This is a genomic window from Nocardia sp. Tas62D01, assembly GCF_055232035.1.
Map to the genome: position 1 here is coordinate 6,596,899 of NZ_JBUYUZ010000001.1, position 12,559 is coordinate 6,609,457.

Here is a 12,559-nt window from a genome sequence, read left to right on the forward strand (position 1 = left end):
CTGCCCGAACTGCGGAGAGGAAAAGACAATGCAGTCCAATAGGATTCCCGAGCAGAGCTACACGGCGACGTGGAGCGAGGGCCGAGGCGAGGTCGAGTTCTTCGTACGATCCGATGGTTCGCGGTTGCGCTACTTCAAGAGCGGCACCGGTCCGTCGCTGGTGCTGCTGCACACCGTGCGCACGCAGCTGGACTACTTCCACCGAGTCATCCCGCAGCTGTGGGATTCGTTCACGGTCTACGCGCTGGATCTTCCCGGTATGGGATGGTCCGACATCGTTCCCGGTGCGCGCTACGAGGAGCCCGAACTGCGCGCCGCGGTGGTCGAATTCATCACGGCACTGGACTTGGACGATGTCACTCTGGCCGGCGAGTCCCTCGGCGCCGCTCTCGCCTTGTCGGCATCGACCGAACTGACCGACAGGCTGAGCCGGATCGTCGCCTTCAACAGCTACGACTACCCACAGGGACTCGAGCGCGGCAACTGGTTCGCGAGGTTCATCGGGACGGCGATCCGGCTGCCCGGATCCGGACAGATCTTCGCCCGCATGGAGAGCCGGCTCATCTTGCGACGTGTGCTGCGAGGCGGTCTCATCGATCGCAACAATCTTCGGAAGGCTTCCTCGCAGAGCTCCGTCGCAGCGGCAGGCGGGCCGGTTACCCGACTGTGGCTCGCGCGATCCTGCGCAGTCTGGACGGATTCGTCCAGGCACGACGCAGTTATGCGGATGTACGCGTGCCGGTGACGCTTGTCTACGGCGACAAGGACTGGTCACAGTCGGCCGAACGGGAACAGGTAGAACGCTTGCTATCCGATGTCGAAACGATCACCCTGGCGGACACGGGTCACTTCACATCTCTGGAACGCCCGATCGAAGTAGCGCGCATCCTGTTGCGGTGAGCGGAACATGCCTTCCGCCAACAGTATTCGTCTGTCAGCCGTCGCGGTGATCGTCGACCCATCGAGGCCTCAGAAGCCCGCAGGACGAGCAGCTGTTCCATACCCGGCGCGGTACCCCGATCCGGTCGGTCGGTGACGGGTGTGATGGGGGATGGCCGAGCGTTTGTGTGGATCCATCCCGACAATGACGGTCACGGTGTTCTCCCTGGACGGTGATGTGGTGTCCGTGCGGGAGGGCACCGCTAGTTCGGGCCTGGGCAGACCCCTTTCCAGCCACTCCCTGCACGGCAACCGGTGGGAGGCAAGCCATTAGAGAGCCACGCCAACGCAGACGGTGGGTCGGTCAGGGTCGGTTACTGGGCGAGCCGAAAGTGCCTGCGCCCGTGTGAGCCGGAGGTTCGGCGTAGGAGCGACAGCGGTCGGAGCAGTCGCGCCAGGTTTCGAGCATGATTCGACTTCTGCCGGAACCTAGGGTGGTAACTGCCCTAGGTGGTTTCTACGGCCGGCGAGATCGCCGACGGGGCGATGCCCGCCATGCTGCCCCCCGAGTTCACCGTGCAGGCCAGGCAGGCGCTCGGCCCGGACAAGCTCCTGGTCATCGGGATGGCCGTGGTCGCGGACACCACCGCGACCGGGCGAAGGCGATCGCGCGGGAGAGGGTGTCGGGCGGGCTCGGCCGGCCGTCGTCCGCGGCGAGCATGGCCCGGCTGGGCTAGTCCATGTCCGTGTCACTTGTTCGGTGCTAGCTAGAGCTCGACGCTGGCCGCGAGCCTCGCAGTGCTATGGGATAGCCACGCGAACGCGCTCTTCGGCCGCTGATGGAGCGTGCCACCACACGTGCCGATGAGTGCGTGTAAGGCGTCAGCGGTGTGTGTCTTGGCGTCTGCCGTGGTGGGCTTGCAGCTTGTCGATTTTTCTGACTGGCTCGGGTCGGCTGTCGCCTGTCGGGTGGGGCGCGATGGGGCTACTGGTTCGTCTCCGTACGTTGACCCGGTAATTGATCTCTCAGTGCAGTTCAGCTCGGAGTATGTGCCAGTTCGGGCTCCTTACCTGCGGCATCGCAAGGGCAGAACCCGGCGCTGAGCCGCTGCGGCAGCGGGCCACCTACAACCGCTCCAAGGCTGCATGGGACAGCACCGGTCGTGGTTGTGGAACAGCACAGTCGATTGTGGACGGCGCGAGGCGGGTCAACCGTTGAGCCAGGCGTGGGCGTCGTTGTAGAAGCGCGTTGCCTGGTGGGGGCGGTCGTCTCCATAGAGGTCATCACCGACGGTGTAGCCGCGGCGGGAGAACACGTAAGAGAGGAATCGGTAGGAGGGCCGGTAGGCGGCGACGTCCTGCGGGCCGACGGCCAGCTGGACGCCGGGGTGAGCGGCCGACAGGGTGTCGCGTTCGTAGACCGGGTCAAGAGAGACAAGCAGCCAGCGGCCGTCGCGACGTTCGACGCGGTAGTAGAGGCGGGCGGCGGACGCGAGGTCGACCTCGGTGCCGTCGAGGGTGGTGCGCATCTCGATGACGGCGGACAATTCGACCAGGGCGCGCTCATCGCGGTGGTGGACAACGGGAGGACTGAGCCGGTGAACAGCGGCGTCACCGCGTCCGGCCATCTTCTCGGACTCGGCGACGAAGTCGGTGCCACTGCCGCGGAACCAGCTCAGCCGAACCGTCGCGTCATCGGCGAAGCAGGACCGCATCTGGTCCCACCAGCCGCGGTCACGACCCTGCCGCTCGTGGAGTACAAGCTGGGTGATCTCGGTGATGTCACTGTTCATGTCTTCCTTCGTGTTGTACCGGTTGTTCGCCTGGTAGGGCGGTCGTTCCTGCGGTGGCGCGGCCGGCTGCACTCGAGCGCCTCCGAGTCAGACGCTGGTGGTAGGGGTGATCTGGCGGCCGGCGCACCAGACCGCGCGGATCTTGCGGGTGGCGGTGATGTCGGTGGTCGCGTCCGTCCCGGAAACCGGGCGCTGCCCGCATGATCCTCGCACGTTCGTGCCACTTCTCGACAAATTCGTCGACCTGGTCGGCGGGTATTTCCCGTCGACCAGTTCGGCGCCTTGCTGGTGCACCCCGACCGCAAGAACGTCGAGAAACGCCGCTTTGGGGACCTCGCCGGAATGCGACAGTGGATTGAAGCGATCTACGACACCTGTAAAAGACAAGCTATCCCGGCGTCGTGAGGACAGCCGGATCTGTGGGCACCGTGTCCTTGTGGACATTCCCCCGGCTCCGCAGACTGGGCTCATGGGATCGAACGGCCGAGGCGACGTCGTGGTGGCGATATCGGATAGTGTGTTGCTGCTCGATATCGCCCGGGCCAGTCCAGGTATTGCATTGGGCCGGGCATCGGGTGCGGTTCGCCTCACCGGACGGTCGACCGGTCTGCACCGATGTCGGTGCGCCGCTCGGCGTGGAGTACGCGATCACCGATCTCGCCGGAAGCATCGACACCTTGATTGTGCCGGGATATGCGGCACATCGGTCACCGGGGGCACGGCAGGCTGACCGGGCCGCCATCCGATCAGCCTGCCGCGTGCCCGTGTAGCTGGTAGCCGGCCGCGGCCTGCTGCTCGGACGTTTCTGGCAGGTAGAGCACCTCGGCCACCACGATCAGGGGGTACGGGCGCGACCGTGTGGATGTTGATCGCCGACTCCAGCATGCGCTGGGCGACCGGTACGGATACCAGCACGGCGGTGCGTCGCCGGACGTTCGCCCTGGCCCGCCGCAGGCGCCAGCGCGAGCACCCGAGTGTCATGCCGGTACCCCTCCCAGCCCGTGCCGGGCGCCCAGCCGACCCTCGGCGATACCGGCCCGCCGGCGCAGCCCGGCGGGCCGGTATCCTCGCTTGGGCGCGCTACCCACGTCGGTGATCGATGAGTTGCACAAGCGCTTGCGACAGCCGTGACGGCAGCTCGAACTGAATCGCCCGAGTATCGTCTGGTCGTCAGTACACCACCCGAATCAAATCTGCCGGAAAGAAAACCCCTTCCGACCCAGGTCGGAAGGGGTTTTTGTTGTCGGGATGACAGGATTTGAACTTGCGACCACCTGACCCCAGGACCGCGTCCGAGTTATTTCCGCACGTCACGCACGGTATGCCTGTAGCCCACCCGTTCACGTGACCTGGGCGTTCGTCAGCGCGCGTCACATGCGGTCCCCACGTCAACATCTCTCGGATGTCCAGCAGAGCGAAGTGTCCGCACAGATCGAGTTGTGTCGGTGGCAGTCAGTGTGCGGCAGTCAGGACGGATTCCCGGGCATGCTCCGCAAGTATGGTGTCGATCCCGGCCAGGTGCGCAAGCAGATCATGCAGAACGCGCTGATGTTCCCGGCGGTGGCGAACAACACCTGCCAATTCGGCGACGGTGAGCATTACCGCTACCCGGAATCTCGCGGAAAAGGCGCAACGCAGGGCGCGCGAACGGGGCGTTTACAGCTCACCGGAAGGCCGGCCTTCCTGCTGGCAGGAAGCGTCGATGGGTGGTGGCGGTAGCGACAAGTGCGCGCCGGAGCGCGACCGTGGAACACGGAATGCCACCGAGGATTCGGAGACCGACATGAAGCCGTGTACAAGCTCGTCGAGGATCGAGATGAGCTCTGCATCCTGATGCGGAAACGGTCTCAGATGCGCGGCTGGCCGCCATCCCCGCCGGGTGCGGCTCCCGCACGCCGCGATGCCGATGCCGATCCGTTCTCGATGCGGGCACGCTTGCTCTCGCTCTCGATCCGTCCGACGGCCCCGCCCCTGCTGCTCGGAGTCGCGGTTGCGGCGTTTTTCATAGTGGCGGAGTCGGTTCTGGTTATGTGGCTCGAACAGATCGCCCCCCGCGACGCGTTCGGTCTCTATCTGGTGGGCATCATGGCGGTGTCGACGGTGTGGGGGCTCGGGCTGTCGGTGATGACGTCGGTGGCCAGCGCCGTCGCCTTGAACTACTTCCGTAACCACCCCGCACAGTTCAGCCCGGCTGCGGCCCAGAACGTCACGGCGATCGCGGTCTTCCTCGTTGTCGCATTGGTGGCCAATACCCTTGCTGCACTTGCCCGGTCGCATGCCGCCGAAGCGGACCGACGCCGCCGCGAGGCCGACGTCGTTGCCGAAGAGCACGCCGCGCTGTGGCGGGCTGCCACCTTGGTCGCGCGTGGTGCGACGTCAGCGGAGGTGTTCTGCGCCGTGGCGGAGGAATCGGCGCGCTGCCTGGGCGTGGTGAACACGTCCCTGTTCCGCTACCGGCCCGACGGCACGGGCATTCTCCTCGCCGCGCGGGACGAGCCCGGACGACCCAAGATGCCGGTTGGCGAGCGGTTCACCCTCGAGGGCGAGAATATTCCTGCGATGGTGCTCCACACCGGAAGCACCGCCCGGATAGACAGCCTCGACCATGCGGCGGGCTCGGCCGCCGCCCGCGCCCGGGAGCTGGGTCTGCGCTCCGCTGTCGGTGCGCCGATCGTCGTCGACGGCCGCCTGTGGGGTGCGGTCGTGGCGGGCTCGTTCGGGTGCGAGCCCCTGCCGGCCGACACCGAGGAACGCCTCGCGGAATTCGCAGACCTGGTCGCGACCGCGATCGCGAACGCCGAGGCCCGCTCGGAACTGACCGCATCCCGCGAACAGCAAGCCGCGCTGCGACGGGTCGCCACCCTGGTCGCGCATTGTGCGACGTCAGCGGAGGTGTTCTGCGCCGTGGCGGAGGAATCGGCGCGCTGCCTGGGCGTGGTGAACACGTCCCTGATGCGCTACCGGCCCGACGGCACGGGCATTCTCCTCGCCGCGCGGGACGAGCCCGGACGACCCAAGATGCCGGTTGGCGAGCGGTTCACCCTCGAGGGTGAGAATGTTCCTGCGATGGTGCTCCACACCGGAAGCACCGCCCGGATAGACAGCCTCGACCATGCGGCGGGCTCGGCCGCCGCCCGCGCCCGGGAGCTGGGTCTGCGCTCCGCTGTCGGTGCGCCGATCGTCGTCGACGGCCGCCTGTGGGGTGCGCTCATGGCGGGCTCGTTCGGGTGCGAGCCCCTGCCGGCCGACACCGAGGAACGCCTCGCGGAATTCGCAGACCTGGTCGCGACCGCGATCGCGAACGCCGAGGCCCGCTCGGAACTGACCGCATCCCGCGAACAGCAAGCCGCGCTGCGACGGGTCGCCACCCTGGTCGCGCATTGTGCGACGTCAGCGGAGGTGTTCTGCGCCGTGGCGGAGGAATCGGCGCGCTGCCTGGGCGTGGTGAAGACGTCCCTGTTCCGCTACCGGCCCGACGGCACGGGCATTCTCCTCGCCGCGCGGGACGAGCCCGGACGACCCAAGATGCCGGTTGGCGAGCGGTTCACCCTCGAGGGCGAGAATATTCCTGCGATGGTGCTCCACACCGGAAGCACCGCCCGGATAGACAGCCTCGACCATGCGGCGGGCTCGGCCGCCGCCCGCGCCCGGGAGCTGGGTCTGCGCTCCGGTGTCGGTGCGCCGATCGTCGTCGACGGCCGCCTGTGGGGTGCGCTCATGGCGGGCTCGTTCGGGTGCGAGCCCCTGCCGGCCGACACCGAGGAACGCCTCGCGGAATTCGCAGACCTGGTCGCGACCGCGATCGCGAACGCCGAGGCCCGCTCGGAACTGACCGCATCCCGCGCCCGGATCGTCACGGCCGCCGACGAAGCACGCCGCCGCATCGAACGCGACCTCCACGACGGCGCGCAACAGCGGCTCGTCTCGCTCGGGCTCGCCCTGCGCACCGTGGAAGCTTCGGTACCACCCGACTTGGCCCCGCTCGAAGCGCAAATCAGCGAGATCGTGCAGGGTCTGGTCGGCGTCTCGGACGATCTCCGCGAAATCTCACGCGGGATCCATCCGGCGATCCTTTCGGACTCCGGACTGGGTCCAGCTCTGAAGGCGGTCGCTCGCCGCTGCCCAGTCCCGATCGATCTCGAAGTGGACCTCAACCGGTCCGTACCGGCATCCACCGAAGTCGCCACCTACTACGTGGCAACGGAAGCGCTGACGAACGTAGCCAAACACGCACAGGCATCCGGAGTGACGCTGCGTGTCGCCACCGAAGGCAACAACCTCCGACTCCGGATTCGAGATGACGGGATCGGCGGAGCCGACCCGGCCAAAGGGTCCGGACTCATCGGCCTGACCGACCGCGTCGAGGCCCTCGGCGGCCACCTCGAAATCATCAGCCATACCGGACACGGGACGGGCCTGGAGGTAACGATCCCCTTCCCCGTCGAACGAGAGCCGACCGCCGATGACAGGGCACAACCTAGGTCGAGCGTGCCGCGGTAGGAGGTTGCAGTCTTCTGGACATCCGCAGCAAACCTCTAGCTAGTATTCTGCGCCAGGAATTCGTTGAAGATATGAGGCGAGTCGGTCGCCGATCTCGTCGGCGGTCTTGGCCCAGGTGAATGGTTTCGGGTTCTCGTTCCACTGGGCGGTCCAGTCGCGGATGTCTTTTTCGAGGGCTTGGATCGAGCGGTGTGCGCTTCGGCGGAGTTTCTTGTCGGTGAGCAGAGCGAACCAACGTTCGGCGGGTAGCGGGGAGGCGTTGGCGCGTCCCGGTCGGGTAGATCGACGGCCGCAGCCCGGACATTGCCAGTGACCCTGTCGATCGCGAGCCGGCCACGGTCGAACAGGCTGTGGATGTCGGAACGCAGCAGAAGACCGTAGCGGGATCGTGGCTCTGACGTTCCGAGTGGAGGGACCAGACGGCGATCCGGCAGCAGTGGGAGCAGCACGCGGCGGGCCGCCGGGGAGGGGGCCTGCTGCCCCTGTCCGGTAACGATTTTCGATGCGGAATCAAAGCGGCCCTTGGCATTCAGTCAGCGGTGAGCACCCCGCGCAACCGCTCGCCGAAGGCGATGGGATCCTCGACAAGCTCCGCGCGGTCGTCGAGCAGGTCGGGCAGCGGAGGTTCGTGCGCGATCACTATGGAAACCAGTTCCGGATGTGCCTGCGCCAGCGCGAGCACACTCACCGCGCCGCCGCTGGAACCGAGCACCACAGCCGGGCCCGCGTCGAGGCGGGTGATGAGCCGGGCGAGGTCGTCGGCGCGCAGTTCGGGCGTCGAATCCTGGCCTGGGTCGTCGAGCACACTGCCCTGGTGTCCGCGCGGGTCGGTGGTGAGCACCGTGTGGCGACCAGGTCGGCCAGCGGTGCGAATGCCGCGGCGTTCATCGGCGAGCCGACCAGCACGATCAGTGGTCCCGAACCGCGCACCTCGTAATGCAGGCGCGCGCCGGGAACCTCCAGAGTCTGCGCGGTGGCGGCAGCGGTCGAGGTGGGATTCATGTGGCCTCCTTGGTGACTGATATCGGTGTTCGAGTAGGTAGACCGCGCCCGCGGTCAGAAATCATCGGCCATCGCTCGCGCGCGATTTGGCAAGCGCCAAGCTGTTTCCGCTCGGTGAACGTCTCCGGCGAACGCAACGTGGGTGGTCGTACTCCTCCTTCGGAGTCCGCCGTTGGACGTAGAACGGAATACGCCTGGCGGCGCAGGCGCGACCGCCCGGAAGCGGCCTAGGCTGGGGGCAGCGTGATTCGTTCCCCTGATGAGGCGGTTGATATGACCGATTTCGACCCCACGGTATTCGGGCCGCCAACCCTGCGTGTCGGTACGGCAGAACGCGAGCAGGCGGCGGAAGCGCTCGGCAAGCACTTCGCGGCTGGGCGACTGGATGTCGATGAATACGACGATCGAGTGGGCCGTGCCTACGCGGCCAAGACGGCGGACGAACTAGCAGTGCTGTTCACCGATCTACCCCGGCCGCTGCCACCGCCTGCTCATCCAGTCACGGCGACACCGCTCCGGCAGCACCCGCGGACGTTGCTGCCTGTCGTCGTGGTTGCCGCTCTGGTGCTCGCCACGGCGGCTGTCGTGACGACTCATATCGTTCCGTTCTTCGTGTTCCCGGTGTTGTTCTTCCTGTTCTTCCGCGGTCGCCGAGGCTTCGGGCCCGGATACCGCGGCTGGGCCCGGCGGCACTACCGAATGTGACGGGCGTGCGGCAGAAGTACGGGTCCATCCCCTTTGTTCGGCTCTTCGCGCACGCGCGGTGAATGTCTTGTCGGTCCCGTGAGTTGTTTGCCCGGGTTGGCCACGCCACCGGCTCGCGGAGAACACCCCAAAATCAACCGCATACCGCGCTGACCGAATCGGCGACGCCGTCTGTCCAGCAGGCGAGACCCGCTGCCGCCCAAGGCATCCGACGTAGCCGCTGAGCGCGCGGTTTGACCTGCCCGCCCCATATGCTGGCCATAGCCGGCAAGAGTGAGCACTCATGCCGATTATGTGATGTCTGCTCGGTGGCATGCCGCATCGAGCGCGGTGAACGCCGCCGCGGCCAGGATCAATACCGCCGAAACCAGCAATGCCACATCGAGTCCGTGGTGGAATGCCGTCTTTCCGGTATTGAGCACGTCGGATACCTTCGACAGATATTGGAGATAAGGGGTGATGTCTGCGCCCTCGGGTATGCGGCCACGTTCGACGGCGTCGATGGCGTTGGGCTGCAGCGCGGTCGGCAAACCCAGTTCGTTCATCCGCGCCTCGAGATCCGAGGTCAGGAACGAATTCACCAGTGCCCCGAGCACGGCGACACCGAACGCCGAACCGATCTGGCGCATCGTGTTGGTCACTGCGGCGGCCATGCCCGAGTGCTCCGCCGGCACCCCAGACAGCACGGCCGACGTCAACGGCACTACAGCGATCCCGAATCCGAACCCGGCCATCGCCATCGCACCTGCCAGCGGAAGGTCGTGCAGTGGGCCGGCGAGAGCATGGCGGGTCAGCAGGATCCCACCGGCACCGACCGCACAACCGATGATCATGGGAGTGCGCGCACCACGACGCGCCACCCAGAAGCCCGCGGCCAGCGATCCGACGATGATCGCGACAGCCATCGGTGCGAAGACCGTGGCCGTGCGTGCACCCGAATACGACTGCATCACTTGCAGATACAGTGCGGTGAAGAAGAAGATCGAGAAGACGCCGAAGTACACGGCGAAGGCGACCACCAGCGCACCGCGCACCGCCGGCAGGCGCAGATATCGAAAGTCGAGCATGGGAGCGCGGGCCCGCGTTTCGACGGCGACGAAAGCGACGAACGCGATGCCACCGAGCACAAACAGTGCGATCACCGAAGGCGCGGTGTAGCCCCGATCCTCGCCGGTGGTCGCGGCGTAGATCACCGACCCGAGAAAGGCGGTGCCGAGCAGGAATCCCGCCCAGTCGATGGGCCCCAGGCGTGGGTCGGCGCTTTCCGGGACGGACCACAGCGCGGCAGCGAGCGCCACCGCCCCGATCACCAGGTTGAACCAGAAGATCGAGCGCCACCCGTACGCGTGGACGAGCACTCCGCCCAGCACCGGTCCGGCTGCCAGCGCCAGTCCGGACACCGCCGCCCATACGCCGAGCGCCCTGGCGCGAGCCCGGTCGTCGGGGAAGATGTGCCGCAATACCGACAGGGTGCCCGGTTCCGAGGCGGCTGCTCCCAAGCCCATGATCGCGCGACCGGCGATGAGCACCGGCACACTGGCCGCAAGTGCCGCAATCACCGATCCGGCACAGAAGATCGCCAATCCGACGATCATGACCCGCTTGCGACCCCAGCGGTCACCGAGTGATCCGCCCGCCAGCATGAGGCTGGCGAAGACCACGGTGTAGGCATTGACCACCCACTGCAGCAACATCACGTCGGTACTCAGTTCGTGCCGGATATCGCCGAGCGCGACACTGACGACGGTGGTGTCGAGGAAGGTTACGAACAGGACGGCAGTGACCGCTGCCAGTGCAATGCCCGGTCGCGCCGCTGTGCTCGGTGCGTTGTCGATTGGCCTCACCGGCACAGGCTACTGGCCGAGGCCATTGGGCCCACAGCCACCGCTTCGGGGTGGGCGTTCCGAGCTCCCTGCGTGGCGCGGGGGTCGGCCACGCGCACCGCGTGGGCGCGCTCATGCCGATTACCGTGCGGGTATTCGCGGTCGGTTTGGGTCTGGAGGTAGGTCCGAGAGCCCCCGAACCAACCGAAATCCGGTCTCGGCATGCACTTTCGGCACCGCCATGCTCGAAACGTGGGTGCCGGCGTCGATAGCGCACATGTAGGACCGGGTCGAGTCGAGTGGGCCGAACAGGATGGGCCGACCGGCCCGGGGCGCGTGCCGGGCTAGCCGTGGGCTAGCCGAACGGATCCGTGGTGGCACCGTCGAATGCGTCGTCGTCCGACTCGTCCTCGAAACAACCGTAGGGGGCGCCGCCCGCGGTGTAGCCGACAACGAACATCCGCCGCTCGCCCACCATGATCCAATCGAACTCTGCCGGTCCATCCATGGTGCCCGGCTGGTCGCGGCGCTTCCCGTTCGCGTGCCGGCGTTTGCTCTTGCTTGGCTTACGGCCCATGGAGTCGGGCGTTCCCCTCGACGTTGGGTTTGTTCGTGGCGGTCACATCGGTCCCGCGGCCACCGAGAAGTGGAAGTTCCCCGCACCCACGGACTGCTCGAGAGTCCGCACGACGGCTGTCGGATTGTCGTAGGGCCCGCTGAGGTAGAACGGCTGACCGTCCCTACCGAACCCGATCTGACCCGGCCCGTCCCAATCACCCAGGAACGCGGCGGCATCACCATCGAACGCGTCCGCAGGCTCGAAACCGAGCCCGCGCGCATACTGCACCGCCCCCAGGATCAGCTCGCGGCCGAGTTCGATCGGAATCTCCAACGCAGGACGGTCGAACGACGCGTAGTACATGCGGATGGCGCTGGGGATCCTGCCCGCGTCCATGGTTTCGGGGTCACCGGCGTTCTTCACCCCCAAGCAGTGCACGTCGGCCAGGTAGCCTCGCAGCGTCGCCCGACCACGCCGTCCCTCTCGTGCCACAAACACCTGCGCGAAGCCTTCGTCCTCATCGGCGGGAGCGTCCAGTTCCGCCCACTCCGGATGACCCTCGAGGCCCAGCCCGACACTCCAGCCACAATTGACCCAGCAACCGAGCACCCTCCCCAATCCTCGGGACGCCTCGGCCTCGGCAGCGATTCGTCGCACCAACGGCACCACAACCGACGGCCGCACGCCCAGAGCACGCGCGATCACCTTCGGCGGGACACCGCGCTCCCAACGCCACCGCACCTGCTCGAGCAACTCCGCATCGTCCATGGCACCCCATTCTGCTCCACCGATTGGAAGCTCCCGCCTCTGCACATATCCGCTCATGCCGCATACGCGGTGACGTTGAGCGAGATACCTTGCCGCAACTACCGAGGCAAGCTCGGAGACTTGGTGTGGCGCCGCGCCGATGTCGTGGCAACAGTCCTGGTCACCTTCGCCCTAGGTACAGCGGCTGGTGACTGGACACTAGAACTCACCGGCTGGGGGCCTGGTATTTTGGTGCTTCTGCCGGCTGGCCCGATCGTCGCGATCGGCTGGCGGCTGCGCGCAAACGCGGTGCTGTCGTTCTGGCTCGCCTCCAAGGCGCTACGGCGTCGAAGCCAGCGCACCCGCCTCACCTGGCCGCGGATGAACCGCATCGCGAATCGGTGGCTGCCACCAGCCCGTGTGAAGCATCCGTTCCCGGACGCGCGGTTCGACGCCAGAACCCAAGGCAGGAGCCCAGTGCGGTAATTCTGCACGCTGGGATCTGCGCGGGGGGCCGCCTGCAAAGGCGGGTCCCTACCGCAAATCCCTGA

The 12,559-nt window shown here is 66.7% G+C and carries 11 protein-coding genes and 2 pseudogenes; 7 read left to right on the forward strand and 6 right to left on the reverse strand.

Translation table 11 applies throughout. From position 1 onward, the window contains the following. Positions 1–28: 28 nt before the first annotated feature. Both ACV7NQ_RS31400 and ACV7NQ_RS31405 read left to right on the forward strand, forming a co-directional pair. Positions 29–745 (forward strand): alpha/beta fold hydrolase, encoded by a 717-nt coding sequence (locus ACV7NQ_RS31400; protein WP_463362884.1) that lies wholly within the window; start codon positions 29–31, stop codon positions 743–745. Then, positions 736–900, forward strand: a complete 165-nt coding sequence (locus tag ACV7NQ_RS31405) for an alpha/beta fold hydrolase (RefSeq protein WP_463362885.1) — start codon at positions 736–738, stop codon at positions 898–900. Before ACV7NQ_RS31400 ends, ACV7NQ_RS31405 begins: the two co-directional genes overlap by 10 nt. A gap of 1,187 nt (positions 901–2,087) precedes the next feature. On the opposite strand, the gene ACV7NQ_RS31410 is transcribed toward ACV7NQ_RS31405, so the two are convergent. Further along, positions 2,088–2,672 (reverse strand): nuclear transport factor 2 family protein, encoded by a 585-nt coding sequence (locus ACV7NQ_RS31410; protein ID WP_463362886.1) that lies wholly within the window; start codon positions 2,670–2,672, stop codon positions 2,088–2,090. 285 nt (positions 2,673–2,957) lie between these two features. Here ACV7NQ_RS31410 and ACV7NQ_RS31415 point away from each other — a divergent pair. The 3 genes and pseudogenes from ACV7NQ_RS31415 to ACV7NQ_RS31425 all read left to right on the forward strand — a co-directional run. After that, positions 2,958–3,059: pseudogene (locus tag ACV7NQ_RS31415) on the forward strand (IS982 family transposase); the annotation flags it as partial. Positions 3,060–4,157: 1,098 nt separating this feature from the next. Next, a complete protein-coding gene (locus ACV7NQ_RS31420; RefSeq protein WP_463362887.1) occupies positions 4,158–4,391 on the forward strand; it encodes a hypothetical protein in 234 nt (77 codons plus the stop codon). Between the two features lie 72 nt (positions 4,392–4,463). Continuing rightward, entirely contained in the window at positions 4,464–7,172 is a 2,709-nt protein-coding gene (locus tag ACV7NQ_RS31425) for a sensor histidine kinase (RefSeq protein WP_463362888.1), read from the forward strand. Positions 7,173–7,207: 35 nt separating this feature from the next. On the opposite strand, the gene ACV7NQ_RS31430 is transcribed toward ACV7NQ_RS31425, so the two are convergent. Next, on the reverse strand, positions 7,208–7,621 hold the full coding sequence (locus ACV7NQ_RS31430; RefSeq protein WP_463362889.1) for an HNH endonuclease signature motif containing protein: 414 nt from the start codon (positions 7,619–7,621) through the stop codon (positions 7,208–7,210). A 137-nt stretch (positions 7,622–7,758) separates the two neighbouring features. After that, positions 7,759–8,174: pseudogene (locus tag ACV7NQ_RS31435) on the reverse strand (alpha/beta fold hydrolase); the annotation flags it as partial. 273 nt (positions 8,175–8,447) lie between these two features. On the opposite strand from ACV7NQ_RS31435, the gene ACV7NQ_RS31440 reads away from it, so the two are divergent. Next, a complete protein-coding gene (locus ACV7NQ_RS31440) occupies positions 8,448–8,879 on the forward strand; it encodes a DUF1707 SHOCT-like domain-containing protein (RefSeq protein ID WP_463362890.1) in 432 nt (143 codons plus the stop codon). 290 nt (positions 8,880–9,169) lie between these two features. Here ACV7NQ_RS31440 and ACV7NQ_RS31445 read toward each other — a convergent pair whose 3' ends face one another. From ACV7NQ_RS31445 to ACV7NQ_RS31455, 3 genes are all read right to left on the reverse strand, one after another. Continuing rightward, complete coding sequence (locus tag ACV7NQ_RS31445; RefSeq protein WP_463362891.1) at positions 9,170–10,723, reverse strand: MFS transporter; 1,554 nt, start codon at positions 10,721–10,723, stop codon at positions 9,170–9,172. A 334-nt stretch (positions 10,724–11,057) separates the two neighbouring features. Continuing rightward, positions 11,058–11,279 carry a hypothetical protein gene (locus tag ACV7NQ_RS31450; protein WP_463362892.1) on the reverse strand — a complete coding sequence of 74 codons (222 nt, stop codon included), beginning with the start codon at positions 11,277–11,279 and terminating at the stop codon, positions 11,058–11,060. A gap of 42 nt (positions 11,280–11,321) precedes the next feature. Continuing rightward, entirely contained in the window at positions 11,322–12,029 is a 708-nt protein-coding gene (locus ACV7NQ_RS31455; protein WP_463362893.1) for a hypothetical protein, read from the reverse strand. Positions 12,030–12,104: 75 nt separating this feature from the next. Between ACV7NQ_RS31455 and ACV7NQ_RS31460 the strand changes: the two genes are divergently transcribed. Then, positions 12,105–12,494: a hypothetical protein gene (locus ACV7NQ_RS31460; protein ID WP_463366125.1), complete on the forward strand. Its 390-nt coding sequence runs from the start codon at positions 12,105–12,107 to the stop codon at positions 12,492–12,494. Positions 12,495–12,559 lie beyond the last annotated feature (65 nt).

What these genes read in the sequence shown, in the direction of transcription:
- ACV7NQ_RS31400 (WP_463362884.1), top strand. Translation starts at nt 29, where the DNA reads ATGCAGTCCAATAGGATTCCCGAGCAGAGCTACACGGCGACGTGGAGC.
- ACV7NQ_RS31410 (WP_463362886.1), bottom strand. Translation starts at nt 2,672, where the DNA reads ATGAACAGTGACATCACCGAGATCACCCAGCTTGTACTCCACGAGCGG.
- ACV7NQ_RS31420 (WP_463362887.1), top strand. Translation starts at nt 4,158, where the DNA reads ATGCTCCGCAAGTATGGTGTCGATCCCGGCCAGGTGCGCAAGCAGATC.
- ACV7NQ_RS31440 (WP_463362890.1), top strand. Translation starts at nt 8,448, where the DNA reads ATGACCGATTTCGACCCCACGGTATTCGGGCCGCCAACCCTGCGTGTC.
- ACV7NQ_RS31450 (WP_463362892.1), bottom strand. Translation starts at nt 11,279, where the DNA reads ATGGGCCGTAAGCCAAGCAAGAGCAAACGCCGGCACGCGAACGGGAAG.
- ACV7NQ_RS31455 (WP_463362893.1), bottom strand. Translation starts at nt 12,029, where the DNA reads ATGGACGATGCGGAGTTGCTCGAGCAGGTGCGGTGGCGTTGGGAGCGC.